Origin of the sequence: Pelomonas sp. CA6 (assembly GCF_022549225.1) — a bacterium.
Classification (GTDB): Bacteria; Pseudomonadota; Gammaproteobacteria; order Burkholderiales; family Burkholderiaceae_C; genus Roseateles.
The window spans coordinates 66,945-83,480 of sequence record NZ_JAKZFD010000009.1; the positions used below are offsets into that span (position 1 = coordinate 66,945).

At 71.0% G+C, this 16,536-nt stretch carries 10 protein-coding genes and 2 riboswitches; of the genes, 4 read left to right on the forward strand and 6 right to left on the reverse strand.

Annotated features, from left to right (window positions below; translation table 11 throughout):
* Window positions 1-10 precede the first annotated feature (10 nt).
* Window positions 11-3,256 (forward strand): efflux RND transporter permease subunit, encoded by a 3,246-nt coding sequence (locus LZ017_RS15500; protein WP_241397798.1) that lies wholly within the window; start codon window positions 11-13, stop codon window positions 3,254-3,256.
* A gap of 18 nt (window positions 3,257-3,274) precedes the next feature.
* On the opposite strand, the gene LZ017_RS15505 is transcribed toward LZ017_RS15500, so the two are convergent.
* Window positions 3,275-5,353: a tetratricopeptide repeat protein gene (locus tag LZ017_RS15505; RefSeq protein WP_241397799.1), complete on the reverse strand. Its 2,079-nt coding sequence runs from the start codon at window positions 5,351-5,353 to the stop codon at window positions 3,275-3,277.
* Between the two features lie 73 nt (window positions 5,354-5,426).
* On the opposite strand from LZ017_RS15505, the gene LZ017_RS15510 reads away from it, so the two are divergent.
* Complete coding sequence (locus LZ017_RS15510) at window positions 5,427-6,506, forward strand: patatin-like phospholipase family protein (protein ID WP_241397800.1); 1,080 nt, start codon at window positions 5,427-5,429, stop codon at window positions 6,504-6,506.
* Window positions 6,507-6,524: 18 nt separating this feature from the next.
* Here the strand turns inward: LZ017_RS15510 and LZ017_RS15515 are convergent, their stop codons facing one another.
* The 5 genes from LZ017_RS15515 to gcvT all read right to left on the reverse strand — a co-directional run bounded on the left by LZ017_RS15515 (window position 6,525) and on the right by gcvT (window position 14,138).
* Entirely contained in the window at window positions 6,525-7,964 is a 1,440-nt protein-coding gene (locus LZ017_RS15515; RefSeq protein WP_241397801.1) for an MFS transporter, read from the reverse strand.
* Between the two features lie 153 nt (window positions 7,965-8,117).
* Window positions 8,118-9,509 (reverse strand): L-serine ammonia-lyase, encoded by a 1,392-nt coding sequence (locus LZ017_RS15520; RefSeq protein ID WP_241397802.1) that lies wholly within the window; start codon window positions 9,507-9,509, stop codon window positions 8,118-8,120.
* 106 nt (window positions 9,510-9,615) lie between these two features.
* Entirely contained in the window at window positions 9,616-12,510 is a 2,895-nt protein-coding gene (gcvP, locus tag LZ017_RS15525; RefSeq protein WP_241397803.1) for an aminomethyl-transferring glycine dehydrogenase, read from the reverse strand.
* An 87-nt stretch (window positions 12,511-12,597) separates the two neighbouring features.
* Complete coding sequence (gcvH, locus tag LZ017_RS15530; protein WP_241397804.1) at window positions 12,598-12,972, reverse strand: glycine cleavage system protein GcvH; 375 nt, start codon at window positions 12,970-12,972, stop codon at window positions 12,598-12,600.
* Between the two features lie 44 nt (window positions 12,973-13,016).
* Window positions 13,017-14,138: a glycine cleavage system aminomethyltransferase GcvT gene (gene gcvT, locus LZ017_RS15535; RefSeq protein WP_241397805.1), complete on the reverse strand. Its 1,122-nt coding sequence runs from the start codon at window positions 14,136-14,138 to the stop codon at window positions 13,017-13,019.
* Between the two features lie 65 nt (window positions 14,139-14,203).
* Window positions 14,204-14,321, reverse strand: a riboswitch (glycine riboswitch).
* Between the two features lie 18 nt (window positions 14,322-14,339).
* Window positions 14,340-14,445, reverse strand: a riboswitch (glycine riboswitch).
* Between the two features lie 90 nt (window positions 14,446-14,535).
* Here gcvT and LZ017_RS15540 point away from each other — a divergent pair.
* A complete protein-coding gene (locus LZ017_RS15540; protein ID WP_241397806.1) occupies window positions 14,536-15,195 on the forward strand; it encodes a response regulator transcription factor in 660 nt (219 codons plus the stop codon).
* Window positions 15,192-16,517, forward strand: a complete 1,326-nt coding sequence (locus tag LZ017_RS15545; RefSeq protein WP_241397807.1) for an ATP-binding protein — start codon at window positions 15,192-15,194, stop codon at window positions 16,515-16,517. The genes LZ017_RS15540 and LZ017_RS15545 overlap by 4 nt, the downstream gene beginning before the upstream one ends.
* The last annotated feature ends 19 nt before the right edge of the window (window positions 16,518-16,536 follow it).

Below are 16,536 nucleotides of genomic sequence, written 5' to 3' on the forward strand. Positions count from 1 at the left end.
AGACGACGCCATGTGGATGACCCGCGTCTCCATCCAGAACCCGGTGTTCGCGACCATGGTGATGGTCGCGCTGTGCGTGCTGGGCCTGTTCTCGTATTCCAAGCTGGGCGTCGAGCAGATGCCCGACATCAGCCTGCCCGGCGCCTGGATCGACGTGCGCTATCCCGGCGCGTCGCCCGAGGCGGTGGAGCGCGAGGTCGCCAAGCCGCTGGAAGAGGCGCTGAACACCGTCGCCGGGGTCGAGCGCATCCAGTCGCGCAGTTTCGAGGGCCGTGCGCAGGCCAGCGTGGAGTTCTCGCTGAACGCCGACATGAACCGCGGCATGCAGGAACTGCGCGACCGCGTCGCGTTGGTGCAGGCTGCGTTTCCGAAGGACGTGAAGGCGCCGATGATCTCGCGCTTCCAGGCCGACAACGCGCAGCCGGTCGTGGTGGCCGCGCTGATGAGCGAGACCCGTCCGGCGCGCGAGCTGTCGATGATGGCCGAGCTCACCGTGGTCAAGCGCCTGTCGCGCGTCGAGGGCGTGGCCAAGGTGGACGTGGGCGGCATGTTCACCCGCGAGGTGCGCATCGACCTGGACCCGCAGCGCCTGCGCGCCTACAACATCACGCCGGCCGAGGTGGCCAGCGCGCTGAACCAGGCCAACAGCGACCAGCCGGTGGGCCTGCTGTCCGACCACAACGCCGACGCGATGCTGCGCGTCGAAGGCAAGGTCAAGGACCCCAAGCAATTCATCCACACCGTGGTCGCGCGCCGCGGCGAGCTGGCGCTGACCCTGGGCGACCTGGGCCAGCTCTCCGAGCGTGAGCGCGAGGCCGACAGCCTGGCGCGCATCAACGGCAAGCCCGCGGTCAGCTTCAACATCTTCAAGCAGCAGGACGCCAACATCGTCGCCACCGGCGACGCCGTCAAGGAGGCCATGGCCGAGCTGCGCAAGACCCTGCCGCCGGACGTGGAGCTCAAGGTCATTTACGCGAGCAGCGATTTCGTGAAGAACTCGCTGACCGGCTTGCGCCACACGCTGATCGAAGGCGCGCTGCTGACTGTCGCCATCGTCTTCCTGTTCCTGCACAGCTGGCGCTCGACCATCATCACCGGGCTCACGCTGCCCATCGCGGTGATCTCCAGCTTCATCGCGGTCCATGCCTTCGGCTTCACGCTGAACTTCATGACCATGATGGCGCTGTCGCTGTGCATCGGCCTGCTGATCGACGATGCCATCGTGGTGCGCGAGAACATCGTGCGCCATGTCGCGATGGGCAAGGGCCACCACCAGGCGGCCGAGGACGGCACCAACGAGATCGGGCTGGCGGTGATGGCCACCACCTTCGCGATCTGCGCGGTGTTCGTGCCGGTGGCCTTCATGGGCGGCATCATCGGCAAGTTCTTCTATCCCTTCGGCATCACGGTGGCGGTGGCGGTGCTGGTGTCACTGTTCGTGAGCTTCACGCTGGACCCCATGCTGTCCAGCGTCTGGCCCGACCCGCCCAGCACCTATGTGCGCAAGCTGCCGGTGATCGGCCACCTGATCCGCGCCACCGACCGCGGCATGGATCTGCTGCACGCGCTGTATGAACGGGTGATCCGCTGGGTGTTCTCGGGCCGGCGTTACCGCCTGCTGGTGCCGCCGCTGCCGGTGTATGCGCGCCCCTTCGGCCAGGACGGCCTGCGCGACCGCCACGCTCCGCGCCGGCTGCGCCTGGCGACGCTGACGCCGCGCGGCCTGGTCATGCTCGGCGGCGTGGGCAGCTTCGTCGCCGCGTTGATGCTGGCGCCGCTGGTTGGCAGCGAATTCGTGCCGCAGACCGACCAGGGCTTCACCCAGCTGAACCTGCGCATGCCGGTGGCCACCAGCCTGGAGCGCTCCAACGCCAAGGTGCGCCAGGTCGAGGAGATCCTGGCCGGCTATCCGGAGATCCTCACCGTGTCCACCGTCGTCGGCAGCACCGGCGAGGGCATGGCCACCGGCCGCAACCAGGCCTCGCTGGCGATCTCGCTGGTGGACCACAAGCAGCGCAAGCGCAGCCAGAAGCAGATCGAGGATGCCATCCGCGCCGATCTCGCGCGCATCCCCGGCGTGGAGCTGAGCCTGGGCTTCAACCGCCCGGTGTGGGTGACCATCCTGGGCACCGACCCCGAGGTGCTGACCCAGGTGGCCAAGGATTTCGCCGAGAAGGTCAAGAAGATCCGCGGCGCGGTCGACGTCGAGACCACGGTCAAGCCGGGCCTGCCGGCCTATGCCGTGCGCCTGAAGGACTCGGCGGTGCGCGAGCTGGGCCTCAACGCGCCGCAGATCGCGTCCTCGCTGCGCGCCTATGTCAACGGCGAGGTGGCGACCTACTGGACCACGCCGGACGGCAACCAGGTCGAGGTGCTGCTGCGCCTGCCCAAGGACCAGCGCCAGAACGTGGAGCAGATGCAGCGCCTGCCGGTGGCCTTCGCCCGCGACGGTTCGCCGATCGCGCTGGACCAGGTGGCGACCATCGTCCCGGTGTTCAACCCCGAGGTCATCCGGCGCCAGAACCTGCAGCGCCGCGAGGCGGTCTACGCGGGCGTGCAGGGGCGCAGCTCGGGCGAGGTCAACGCCGAGGTGCAGAAGCTGATCAAGAACACCCAGCTGCCGCCCGGCATCAGCTTCATGGTCGACGGCGAGGGCAAGCAGCAGGCCGAGGCCTTCACGGGGCTGCTGTCGGCGATGGGCCTGGCGGTGATCTTCATCTACATCGTGCTGGCCAGCCAGTTCGGCAGCTTCCTGCAGCCCATCGCGATCATGGCCTCGCTGCCGCTGGCGCTGATCGGGGTGATGCTGGCGCTGCTGCTGTGGCAGTCCACGCTGAATGTGTTCTCGATGATCGGCCTGGTGATGCTGATGGGCCTGGTGACCAAGAACGCCATCCTGCTGGTGGACTTCGCCAACCATGCGCGCAAGGCCGGCGCGACGGTGGCCGACGCGCTGCTGCAGGCCGGTCTGATCCGCATGCGTCCCATCATCATGACCACCGCGGCCATGGTGTTCGGCATGCTGCCCATGGCCATCGCGCTGAACGAGGGCGGCGAGATCCAGGCGCCCATGGGCCGCGCCATCATCGGTGGCGTGATCACCTCCACCATCCTGACCCTGCTGGTGGTGCCGGTGATCTATTCCTACCTGGTGCGCGAGCGCCGCAAGCCGGCGGCCGATGAGGCCCCGGCGCTGGAGGCGGGCGCCGGTTCCAGCCTGCCGGCCGGCGGCATCCAGCCCGGCATCGCGGACTGAACGCGGGCGCGGGCCGCCTCAACCGGCGACGCCGGCGCGCCGGTGCCGCTGCCAGATGTCGCGCAACGCCGCCTCCAGATGGGCGGCGAAGCGCGGCGCATCGCACAACGGCGACGCGCGCACGCGCTCGCGCAGGCCGGCGCGCAGCGCCGCCAGCCGCGGCAGATCCGCGGCATGGGCGCAGGCCAGTTCCAGCGCATGGTCGGCGTCGCGCGCGACCCAGTCGGCCAGCCCGGCGTTGCGCATCAGGCTCAGGCCCTGGCGCGACAGCAGGCCGTGGCCGTCGCCGCGCGTCAGCACCGGCACGCCCATCCACAAGGCTTCCATGCTGGTGGTGCCGCCGGGGTAGGGGAAGGGATCCAACGCGATGTCCACCGCGGCATGGCGCGCCAGATAGTCGGCGCGCGGGCTGGCCCCTTCGAGCACGACGCGCGCCATCGGCAGGCCCGCGGCGGCGCAGCGGTCGCGCAGCGCTTCGCGGTGGGCGGGGACATCGACCTGGGCGTTCTTCAGCAACAGCCGCGCGTGCGGCAGCGCCCGCAGCAGGCGCGCCCACTGCACCAGCAGCTCGTCGCCCAGCTTGGCCCTCTTGTTGAAGCAGCCCAGAGTCAGCACGCCCTCGCGCAGCGCCGGCAGCGGCGCAACCGGCGGCGCGTCGGCCGGCGGGCTGAAGCACAGAAAGCTCTCCGGCAGCCGCCACAGCGGCTCCACGCACTGCGCCTCGGCGCCAGGTGGCGCGATCCAGGGGTCCACCAGCAGGTGGTCGACCTCGGCCATCCCGGTGCTGGCGCACCAACCCAGCCAGCACAGCTGCACCGGCGCCGGCCGCCAGGCGAGCACCGGCAGGCGGTTGCCGGCGGTGTGGCCGGCGAGGTCGATCAGCACATCGACCCGGTCGGCCCGGATGGTGTCGGCCAGCGCGGCGTCGTCCAGGCCGCGCACCCGGCGCCAATGCTCGCAGCAGCCGCGCAGCCGTTCGCTCAGCGCGTCCTCGCGCGCGGCGTGGCTGTAGGCCAGCAGCACCAGCTCGCTCGACGCGCGCAGCGCCTGCAGCACGCTTTCAAGGAAATGGCCCACCGGGTGCTCGCGCAGATCGGGCGACAGCAGGCCCACGCGCAGCGGGCGCCGGTCGCCGTCAAGACGCGCGTCGGGCGGGCCAGGCCGCGCCCGCGCTTGCGCCCGGGCGCCGAACTCGCGGGCCAGCGCCAAGGTGTCGGGCAGCGCCGCGGCCCCGGCATAGCCGCGCACGAAGAGCCGGTCGCTGAGCAGGCTCAGGTCCTGCGGCGCCAGCGCGCAGGCCTCGGCCAGCAGTGCGTCCGCGGCGGGCCAGTCGCCGCGCTCGCGCGCCAGCAGCGCGAGGTTGGCGCGCGGCTGCGGCGCCCGGGGCGCCAACGCGCGGGCACGCTGGTAACAGTCGCCGGCCTCGTCGACGCGGCCCAGCCCCTGCAGCGCGCTGCCCAGGTCGTTGAGCAGCCAGGGGTTGTCGGGATCGTGCGCGAGGCAGGCTTCGAGCGCCTCGCGGGCGAGCGCATGCCGCCTCAGGTCCAGCGCGCACAGGCCCAGCTGGCGCCGTGCCGGCAGCAGCGCCGGGTCGCGCGCCAGCGCCGCCTGCAGCGCTTCGATTGCCTCGTCCGGCCGGCCCTGCAGGCGCAGGCACAGGCCCAGGTTGCTCCAGGCGGGCACGGCGTCCGGCGCGCGCGCCAGGGCCTCGCGCAGGCAGGCCTCGGCCTCCTGCAGCCGGCCCAGACCCAGCAGCGCCAACCCGAGGTTGATGCGCGCATCGACGCGCGCCGGCTCCAGCCGCAACGCCTGCTGGAAATGGCGCTGCGCCGCCTCGTGCTCGCCGCGCTGGTTCAGCGCGCTGCCCAGCTGCACCGCCAGTTCGGCATCCTCGGGCAGCAGCTGCAGCGCACGGCCGAGCGCGTCGCGCGCGTCCCGTCCCTGCAGCAGCAGCGCCACGCCCAGCGCCTTCCAGGCCGCGCCCAGCGTCGGGTGACCGCGCAACAGCGCGCGCGCCAGGCGCTCCATCTCGTCGGGTCGACCACGGCGCCAGGCCTCGGCCAGCGGTTCCAGTGAAGGCGGTGGGGCGGACGTCATGGGGCGCCATTGTCCCGGAGCGGCGCGGCACGGCCGCCGGTCACAATGCGCTCTTTCGACAGCAGGAGCGGCGATGGCGGCAGATTCCCACCAGGCACCCCCGGGCCCCGGGGCCGCGGCCCGCAAGGCGCGCCCGATCACGCTGGCGCTGCAGGGCGGCGGCTCGCACGGTGCTTTCACCTGGGGCGTGCTGGATGCGCTGCTGGAGGACGGGCGGCTGGCGCTGGACGCGATCTCCGGCACCAGCGCCGGCGCCATGAACGCCGCCGTGCTGGCCAGTGGCTGGGCGGCCGGCGGCGCGCAGGGCGCGCGCGACGCGCTGGCCTCGTTCTGGGCCGCGGTGGGCGGGGTGTCCGGCTGCTGGGGCATGCTGCCCAAGGGCGATCTGCCGGCCTGGGCCTACAACCGCGCGCAATGGCCGGGCTTCGCCGCGTGGGAGGCCTGGGTGAGCCAGTGGAGCCCCTATGAACTGAATCCGCTCAACCTGGACCCGCTGCGGCGCATCGTCGACGCGCATGTGGACCTGGCCGCACTGCGTGGCGGGCCGATCAAGCTCTTCATCACCGCCACCTCGGTGCGCACCGGCCAGCCACGCGTGTTCAGCGGCGACTCGCTCAGCATCGACGCGTTGCTCGCGTCGGCCTGCCTGCCGCTGACCAGCCAGACCGTGGTGATCGACGGCGAGCCGCTGTGGGATGGCGGCTTCTCCGGCAACCCGGCGCTGTGGCCGCTGATCTACGGGGCCGATCCGGAGGACCTGCTGATCGTGCAGATCAACCCCCTCCAGCGCGACGGCATCCCGCGCACCATGGCCGAGATCAACGACCGGCTCAACGAGATCACCTTCAACGCCAGCCTGGTGGCCGAGCTGCGCGCGATCGCCTTCGTGCAGCGGCTGCTCAAGGACAAGCAGGTGGACCCACGCCGCTACAAGGATCTGCGCCTGCATCGCATCGCCGATGAGGCGGGCCTGGCGCCCTTCGATGCGTCCAGCAAGCTCAACACCGACCCGCGCCTGCTGCGCCAGCTCTGCGAGCTGGGGCAGCAGGCCGCGCGGCGCTGGCTCGCGCAGGAGCTGGCCCACGTGGGCCGGAGCAGCTCGCTGGACGTGGCCCAGGTCTTCCTGGCGGAACGCCCCGGACGGCCGCGCTGACCGGCGGCCCTCGCAGCGTCAGTGCGCGGCGGGCATCGCGCCCGCGCTGCCTGGGCCGGCCGGCTCGCGCAGCAGCCAGCTCATCAGCGCGGCCACGCCGGCAAAGATCGCGCCGACCGCGAAGGCGAGCTGGAAGCCCACGGTGTAGGCCTCGGGCTGCAGCAGCCCATTCAGAATGGCATCCGAGGTACGCGAGGCCGCCAGGCTGGCCAGCACCGCCAGGCCCAGCGAGCCGCCCATCATGAAGGCCGTGTTGACCACGCCCGACGCGAGCCCCGATTCGCTGGGCGAGACCTCGCTCATGGCCGCCAGCAGCAGCGGGTTGAAGGCCATGCCGGCGCCCAGCCCCAGCAGCAGCATGCCGGGCACGATGTCGCGCATCATCTCGCCCTGGGCCGGGGCGTGGGCGAACCACAGCAGACCCGCCGCGGCGATCAGCAGGCCCACGGACAGCGGGCGGCGCAGTCCGAAGCGCATCACGATGCGCGCCGACAGCCCCAGCGAGAACAGCGCCATGATCAGATTGGCGGGCAGGAACGCGAGGCCCACCCGCATCGCGTCGAAGCCCAGCACCAGCTGCATGTACAGCGCCGCGATGAAGAACCAGGCGAACAGCGCCGCCGCCCACAGCACGCCCATCAGGTTGGTGACGGCGACCGAGCGCAGCCGGAACAGCGACAGCGGCATCAGCGGATGCGCCACGCAGGCCTCGATGACCAGGAAGACCAGCAGCAGCGCGAACGCGGTGGCCAGCAGGCCGAGCGTGCGTGGCGAGGTCCAGCCCATCTCATTGGCGCCGACCACGGCATAGACGGCCAGCATCAGCGACGCGGTCACGGCGATGGCGCCGGGCCAGTCCAGGGTGGCGTCGGCGGCCGTGCCGCGTCCGGGCGGCAGCAGCCACAGGCACAAAGCGCAGACCAGCACGCCGATGGGCAGGTTGACGAGAAAGATCCAGTGCCAGTCCAGCGCGCTGGTCAGCACCCCACCCAGCAGCACGCCGATGCTGCCGCCGCCGGCGCAGACGAAGCCATAGACGCCCATGGCCTTGGCGCGCTCGGCCGGTTCGGTGAACAGGTTCATGATCAGCGATAGCGCGATCGCCGACACCACCGCGCCGCCCAGCCCCTGCACCGCGCGCGCCGCCACCAGCATGACCTGGCTGTGCGCCAGGCCGCAGGCGGCGGAGGCGAGCGTGAACAGCGCCAGCCCGGCGAGGAACATGCGCCGGTGGCCGTAGAGGTCGCCCAGCCGGCCGCCCAGCAGCATGAAGCCGCCAAAGCTGAGCATGTAGGCATTGACCACCCAGACCAACGAGGTTTCGGTGAAGCCGAGGTCGGCGCGGATGGAGGGCAGGGCGACGTTCACGATGGTCGTGTCCAGCACGATCATCAGCACGCCCAGGCACAGAACGCAGAGCGCCAGCCAGCGATGGCGGGCAAAGGAGGCAGCAGTCATGGAACTCCGATCGGGGCCGCGACGGGCGGCCCATGGCTGACGACGATCGGAGACACGGCCCTTCGACAGGCCAGCCGGCCCGATGCCGCCGAACAGGCCGCGTTTGTAGCAAGGATGGCCCGGGCCGCGCCCGTGCCATTCGTCAAGGCCGGGTCAGCACTCGACGATGTTGACGGCCAGACCGCCGCGCGCGGTCTCCTTGTATTTGGTCATCATGTCCGCGCCGGTCTCGCGCATGGTCTTGATCACCTTGTCCAGGCTGACGAAGTGCGTGCCGTCGCCGCGCAGCGCCATGCGCGCCGCGTTGATCGCCTTCACCGACGCGATCGCGTTGCGTTCGATGCACGGGATCTGCACCAGGCCGCCGACCGGGTCGCAGGTCAGGCCCAGGTGGTGTTCCATGCCGATCTCGGCCGCGTTCTCGGCCTGCGCCGGCGTGCCGCCCATCACGGCGCACAGCGCACCGGCGGCCATCGAGCAGGCCACGCCCACCTCGCCCTGGCAGCCCACCTCGGCGCCGGAGATGGAGGCGTTCTCCTTGTACAGGATGCCGATCGCGGCGGCGGTGAGCAGGAAGTCGACCACGCCGTCCTCGGTGGCGCCGTGGAAGAAGCGGCTGTAGTAGTGCAGCACCGCGGGCACGATGCCGGCCGCGCCATTGGTCGGTGCGGTGACGACACGACCGCCGGCCGCGTTCTCCTCGTTGACCGCCAGCGCGTAGAGGTTGACCCAGTCCATCACCTGCAGCGGATCGCGCAGCGCCGCCTCGGGGTTGCTGGTCAGCCCGCGGTAGAGCTCAGGCGCGCGGCGCTTGACCTTGAATCCGCCGGGCAGGATGCCTTCGGTGCGGCAGCCGCGCGTCACGCAGTCCTGCATCACGCGCCAGATCTTCAGCAGCCCGGCGCGCGTCTCTTCGTCGCTGCGCCAGTGGCGCTCGTTGCGGCGCATGATCTCGGCGATGGAGCAGCCCTCCTGCTCGGTCAGCGCCAGCAGCTCGGCGCCGGTCTTGAAGGGGTAGGGCAGCACCGTGGTGTCCGGCGCGATCTGCTTTTGCTTGCTGCCATCGGCCAGCACCTCCTCGCTGACGACGAAGCCGCCGCCGACCGAGTAGTACACCCGGTTCTGCAGCTCGTTGCCGTCGGCGTCGTAGGCGATCAGCCGCATGCCGTTGGCATGCAGCGGCAGGCTCTGGCGGCGGTAGAAGACCAGGTCGCGCGATTCGTCGAACGCGATCTCGCGCTCGCCCAGCAGCGGCATGCGCTTGCCCACGCGGATGCCGTCCAGGATGGCCGGGATCTGTTCGACGTCGACCAGATCCGGCTCATGCCCGGCCAGGCCCAGCAGCACCGCCTTGTCGCTGCCGTGGCCCTTGCCGGTGGCGCCCAGCGAACCGTAGAGCTGGCAGACCACGCGCACCGTGCGCTCCAGCAGCTCCTCGTGGCGCAGGCGCAGCCCGAACAGGCGCGCCGCGCGCATCGGGCCCACGGTGTGCGAGCTGGACGGCCCGATGCCGATCTTGAACAGGTCGAATACGGAAACGGCCATCGCGGGGCTCCAGTTCGGCAAAGGCGCGGCATGCGGGATCGCCGCAGCGCACCGGGGGCATTGTGCGCTCCGGGGTCGGGATGGCCGGCCCCGGAGGCAGAAGGGCTTAGGCGTAGTCGGAGATCGGCGGGCAACTGCACACCAGGTTGCGGTCGCCGTAGACGTTGTCCACGCGGCCGACCGGCGACCAGTACTTCGCATGGCGCAGCGCGGGCACCGGGTAGGCGGCGTCCTCGCGGCTGTAGCCATGGGTCCACTCGGTCTTGAGCAGCTGTTCGGCAGTGTGCGGCGCGTTGACCAACGGGTTGTCCTCGCGGCTCCAGGCGCCGGATTCGACCTTGGCGATCTCCTCGCGGATCTGGATCATCGCCGCGATGAAGCGGTCCAGCTCGGCCTTGGACTCGCTTTCGGTCGGCTCGACCATCAGCGTGCCGGCCACCGGGAAGGACAGCGTCGGGGCGTGGAAGCCGTAGTCGATCAGCCGCTTGGCCACGTCCTCGGCGCTGACGCCGCAGCTGTCCTTCAGCGGGCGCAGGTCCAGGATGCACTCGTGCGCCACGCCGCCGCCCTTCACGCCGGCGATGTTGCCGCTGAAGTGGATGTCGTAGTGGCCCGAGAGACGCGCGGCGATGTAGTTGGCGGACAGGATGGCCGTCTCGGTCGCGGCCTTCAGGCCGGACTCGCCCATCATGCGGATGTACATCCACGAGATCGGCAGCACCGCGGCATTGCCCAGCGGCGCGGCGCTGACCGCGCCAATCTTGCCGTCCGTGCCCAGGCCGGCGGTGCGGTGCGCCGGCAGGAAGGGCACCAGGTCCTCGACCACGCAGACCGGGCCGACGCCGGGGCCGCCGCCGCCATGCGGGATGCAGAAGGTCTTGTGCAGGTTCAGGTGCGACACATCGCCGCCAAACTCGCCCGGCGCGGCCACGCCCACCAGCGCGTTCATGTTGGCGCCGTCCACGTAGACCCGGCCGCCATGGCGCTTGACCACGGCGCAGATCTCCTTCACGTGGGTGTCGAACACGCCATAGGTGGAGGGGTAGGTGATCATGATCGCCGCCAGGTTGGCGGCATGCTGCTCGCACTTGGCCTGCAGGTCGGCGAGGTCGATGTTGCCTTCCTTGTCGCACTTGGTCACCACCACCTGCATGCCCACCATCTGGGCCGATGCGGGGTTGGTGCCGTGGGCGGACTCGGGGATCAGGCAGATCTTGCGGTGGCCTTCGCCGCGCGACTCATGCCAGGCCCGGATGGCCAGCAGGCCGGCGTACTCGCCCTGCGAGCCGGCGTTGGGCTGCAGGCTCACGCCGGCATAGCCGGTGGCCTGGCACAGCCAGCCGGTCAGCAGCTGGTTCAGCTGCGCATAGCCCTGCTGCTGCTCCTGCGGCGCGAAGGGGTGGACCTGCGCGAACTCGGGCCAGGTGATGGGGATCATCTCGCTGGTCGCGTTGAGCTTCATCGTGCAGGAGCCCAGCGGGATCATGCTGCGGTCCAGCGCCAGGTCCTTGTCGGAGAGCAGGCGCAGGTAGCGCAGCATCTCGGTCTCGGAGTGATAGCGGTTGAAGACCGGGTGGGTCAGGTAGGCGGAGCTGCGCAGCAGCTCGGCCGGCACCAGCGCGGCGATGCCTTGCGCGAGGCCGGCGAAGGCGTCGGCGGCCTTGCCCTCGGCGAAGACGGCCAGCAGGGCCTGCAGGTCGGCGCGCGTGGTCGCCTCGTCCAGCGAGACGCTCAGCGAGTCGGCCCCGGCGCGGCGCAGGTTGATGCCGGCGGCGACGGCGCTGGCCAGCAGCGCGTCGGTCTTGGTGCCGGAGAGCACGTGCAGGGTGTCGAAGGCCTGTTCATGGGCGAGCTGGTAGCCCAGGCCCTTCAGCGCCTGGGCCAGCGCCGCGGTGTAGGCGGCGACGCGCTGCGCGATGCGCTTCAGGCCCTGCGGGCCGTGGTAGACCGCGTACATGCTGGCCACGACGGCCGGCAGCACCTGCGCGGTACAGATGTTGGACGTGGCCTTCTCGCGGCGGATGTGCTGCTCGCGGGTCTGCAGCGACAGCCGGTAGGCGGGCTTGCCGTGCGCGTCCACGGACACGCCGACCAGTCGGCCCGGCAGGTTGCGCTTGAACTCGTCGCGGCAGGCCATGTAGCCGGCGTGCGGGCCGCCGGCACCCATGGGCATGCCGAAGCGCTGGGTCGTGCCCACCGCGATGTCGGCGCCTTGCTCGCCCGGCGCCTGGATCAGGGTCAGCGCCAGCAGGTCGGCGGCGACGATCAGCAGGCCGCCCTGCGCATGCACCGCGTCGGCGATGGGCTGCAGCGCGCGCACCCGGCCGTTGACGCCAGGGTACTGCAGCAGCGCGGCGAAGCACTCGCTCTGGCCCGCGTCCTCGGCCGCGCCCACCTGCACCGTGAAGCCCAGCGGCTCGGCGCGCGTGCGCACCACCTCCAGGGTCTGCGGCAGCACGTCGTCGGCGACAAAGAAGACCTGGCTCTTGCTCTTGCCCACGCGGGCGGCCAGGGTCATGGCCTCGGCGGCGGCGGTGGCCTCGTCCAGCATGGAGGCGTTCGCGATCGCCATGCCGGTGAGGTCGGACACCATGGTCTGGAAGTTCACCAGGGCTTCCATGCGGCCCTGGGAGATCTCGGCCTGGTAGGGCGTGTAGGCGGTGTACCAGGCCGGGTTCTCGAGAATGTTGCGCAGGATGACGCCCGGCGTCAGCGTGCCGTAGTAGCCCTGGCCGATGTAGCTCTTCAGCAGACGGTTCTTGCCCGCGATGGCCTTCAGCTCGGCCAGTGCCTGCGCCTCGGTGGCCGGCTCGGGCAGGTCCATCTTCTGCGCCCGCTTGATGCTGGCGGGCACGATGGCGTCGATCAGCGCGGCGCGCGACGCGGCGCCGATGGCGGACAGCATCTGCGCTTCGTCGGCGGCATCGGGGCCGATGTGGCGGGCGTGGAACTCGCTGGCGTTCTCGAGCTCGGCGAGGGAGGGCAGGGCGGACATCAACATGGCGGGCATTCCTGGGGCGATGCAGGACCGGGCCCGGGTCCGAAGACCCAGGGCCCGGCGATCAGTACGGGCGGGGACGGCGCGGGATCAGCTGTTCTTGACCAGCTCGTCGTAGGCGGTGCCGTCCAGCAGGCCGTCCAGCTCGCCGGGGTTGGACAGCTTGACCTTGAAGAACCAGCCGGACTTCAGCGGATCGCTGTTGGCCAGCGAGGGGTCGTCGCGCAGCGCTTCGTTGACCTCGACGATCTCGCCGGAGACGGGCGCGTAGACGTCCGCGGCGGCCTTCACCGACTCGACCACGCCGGCGACTTCCTTGGCCGCGTAGCTCTTGCCGACTTCCGGCAGGTCGACGAAGACCACGTCACCCAGCGCGTCCTGCGCGTGGACCGTGATGCCCACGGTCACGACGCCGTCGGCTTCGATCTGGACCCATTCGTGGTCGGGCGTGTACTTGATGCTCATGGAATGCTCCGTGCTGGGGGTTGAACTGGTGGGGAGAGGTGGGCTCAGCCGCGGTAGTAGCGGTTGGGCGTGAAGGGGGTGGGGCTGACCGTCATCGGGGTGCGCTTGTCGCGCACCAGCGCGAAGATCTCGGTGCCCTGCGCGGCGAAGGCGGTCTGCACATAGGCCAGCGCGACCGGCTTGCCCACCGTGGGGCCCAGCGTGCCGCTGGTGACCACGCCGATCTCGTTGCCGTCGGCGTCGACCAATCGGGCGCCCTCGCGCACCGGCATGCGCTCACTGCTGACCAGGCCCACGCGCTTCTTCGCGACGCCGTTGGCCAGCTGGGCATCGATGATCGCGGCGCCGGGGTAGCCGCCGGCGCGGGCGCCGCCGGCGCGGCGCACCTTCTGGATGGCCCAGGTCAGCGCGGCCTCGACGGGCGTCGTGCCCTGGTCGATGTCATGGCCGTACAGGCACAGCCCCGCCTCCAGGCGCAGCGAATCGCGCGCGCCCAGGCCGATGGGCTTGACCTCCTCGTGGGCCAGCAGCTTGCGCGCCAGTTCGATCGCGCGGTCGCCGGCCACCGAGATCTCGTAGCCGTCCTCGCCGGTGTAGCCTGAGCGGGTCAGGAAGACGGGGATGCCGTCCAGCTCGAAGAAGCCGCCGGTCATGAAGGTCAGCTGCGCGACGCCCGGGTTCAAGCGTGCCAGCACCGTCGCCGCCTGCGGGCCCTGCAGCGCCAGCAGCGCCTGGTCGGGCAGCGGCTGCACCTCGCAGCGGCCGGCCAGGTGCTCTTGCATATGGGCGATGTCCTGGTCCTTGCAGCCGGCGTTGACGACGACGAACAGGTCCTCGGCGCGGCGGCAGACCATCAGGTCGTCCATGATGCCGCCCTGGTCATTGGTGAACAGCGCGTAGCGCTGCTTGAACTCGCCCAGGTCGACGATGTCCACCGGCACCAGGGTTTCCAGCGCGGCGGCGGCGCCAGCGCCGAGCAGGCGCACCTGGCCCATGTGGGAGACGTCGAACAGACCCGCGGCGGCGCGCGTGTGCTTGTGCTCGGCCATCACGCCGCTGGGGTACTGGACCGGCATCTCGTAGCCGGCGAAAGGCACCATCTTGGCGCCCAGCTCCAGGTGCAGCGCGTGCAGGGGGGTGGTCTTGAGGGTCTGGTCAGCGGACATGTCTCACTCCGAGGGCATTTGGAAGCCCACCGACTCGACCGGTTGTCCGGCGTCCCCGGTGGGGTGATGCCCTCGCTGTCCGCTTTACCTGAGAGATTGGCCGCCGGCTCATCACCCGCGGTTTGCCCCTTCGGTGGACGGGCTCGGCCTGGGGCCGGTCCGCCTCTCTCCAGTGAGGAACATCCGGCATTCTGATGTCCGGACGTTTTGCCAGTCCTTTTGCCTGAGCGTTCGCAGCGAGGGATCACCAGTGCCACTGCGCCTTCGGCGGTCCCTCCGTAAGGGGACTCTCTCCTGACGGGGGGCGATTGTAGCCAGGGATTCGGGGGCGCCGCCAGCGGCGGATGAAAGAGGGGGGGCGCCGGTCGGCCGGGCCAAGCCGGGCGACAATGCCGGAATGCGACTGCTGCTGGTGGAAGACGACCCGATGATCGGCGAACAGCTGCTCGAGCTGTTGCGCGCCGAGGACTACGCGGTGGACTGGGTGCGTGACGGCGAGGTGGCCGACGCCGCGCTGCAGGCCCAGTCCTATGACCTGGTCTTGCTGGACCTGGGCCTGCCGCGCAAGGACGGCATGAGCGTGCTGCAGGCCTTGCGCGCGCGCAAGCAGACCATGCCGGTGCTGATCGCCACGGCGCGCGACGCCGTCGGTCAGCGCGTCGCCGGGCTGGACGCCGGGGCCGACGACTATGTGCTCAAGCCCTTCGAGTTCGATGAGCTGCTGGCGCGCCTGCGCGCGCTGCTGCGCCGCGCCGCCGGCCGCGCCGAGCCCATTTACGAACACCGCGGCGTGGCCCTCAATCCGGCCACGCGCGAGGCCACGCTGCACGGCCAGCCGGTCTCGCTGTCCTCGCGCGAATGGGCGGTGCTGGAGCCGCTGCTCGCCCGCCCCGGCGCGGTGCTGTCGCGCCAGCAGCTGGAGGAAAAGCTCTACGGCTGGAAGGACGAGATCAGCAGCAACGCGGTGGAGGTCTACATCCACGGCCTGCGCAAGAAACTGGGCGCGGAGCTGATCCAAAACGTGCGGGGCGTGGGCTACCGCGTGCCCAAGGAATGAAGCTGCTGCCGCGCTCGCTGCGCTACCGACTGATCCTGTTCCTGCTTGCCGCGATGGGGCTGGCCGCGCTGATCCAGGGCGGCAGCGCCTATCGCACCGCGCTGCAGGAGGCGGACGAGATCTTCGACTACCAGATGCAGCAGGTCGCGCTGTCGCTGCGTGCCGGCATGTCGGCGGGCCTGGCGCTGCCGCTGGGTGACGAGCAGAACTTCGACCTCATCGTGCAGGTCTGGAGCCTGGACGGCACGCCGCTGTACCGCTCGGCCGGCCCGGACTGGCTGCCGCAGCGCGCGGTGCTGGGCTTCTCCACGGTGCAGCTGCAGGGCAAGCGCTATCGCGTGCTGGCCATCCAGGGGCGCTTCCAGGTCGTGCAGGTGGCGCAGGACCTGGCGGTGCGCCAGCGCATGGCCGGCCAGCTGGCCTGGCGCACCGTGCTGCCTACCGCGCTGATGTTGCCCATGCTGGCCCTGGTCGTGCTGTGGGTGGTGACCCTGTCGCTGCAGCCGGTGCAGCGGGTGCGCGCCCAGCTGGCGCAGCGCGCCGCGCGCGACCTGTCCCCGGTCAGCGATACCGACCTGCCCAGCGAGGTGCAGCCGCTGGTGCGCGAGTTCAACGCGCTGCTGGCCCGAGTGCGCCAGGCCTTCGAGGCGCAGCAGCAGTTCGTTGCCGATGCCGCCCACGAGCTGCGTTCGCCGCTGGCCGCGCTGAAGCTGCAGCTGCAGGGGCTCAGGCGCGCGCCCGACGAGGCCGCGCGCGGCCAGGCGCTGGAGCGCCTGGGCACCGGCATCGACCGCGCCACCCATCTGATCGAGCAGCTGCTGGCGCTGGCGCGCCAGGACAGCCAGGCCCAGGCGCCGCTGCAGGCGGTGGCGCTGGACGCCTTGTGCCGCGATGCCGTCGTGGAGATCAGCACGCTGGCGCATGCGCGCGGCATGGATCTGGGGCTGGGGTCTTGCGATCCGCTGCAGGTGCAGGGCGACGCGCAGGCGCTGCGCATGCTGCTGCGCAACCTGCTGGACAACGCGATCAAGTACGGCCGCGGCCGCGTCGATCTCAGCCTGAGCGCCGACGCCGGCGCCGCGCTGGTGGTGGTCGAGGACGACGGCCCGGGGATTCCCGAGGCCGAGCGCGAGCGCGTGTTCGACCGCTTCTACCGCGCCGAGGCCCAGGCCCAGCAGGCCGGCGGCAGCGGGCTGGGGCTGGCGATCGCGCAGCGCGTCGCGCAGGCCCATGGCGGTTCGCTGAAGCTGGGCGACAGCGCCCAACTCGGCGGGCTGCGCGTCGAGCTGCGCCTGCCCGGCGCCGACTTCAGACACACCTAAGTCTTGCGCGTCACACTTG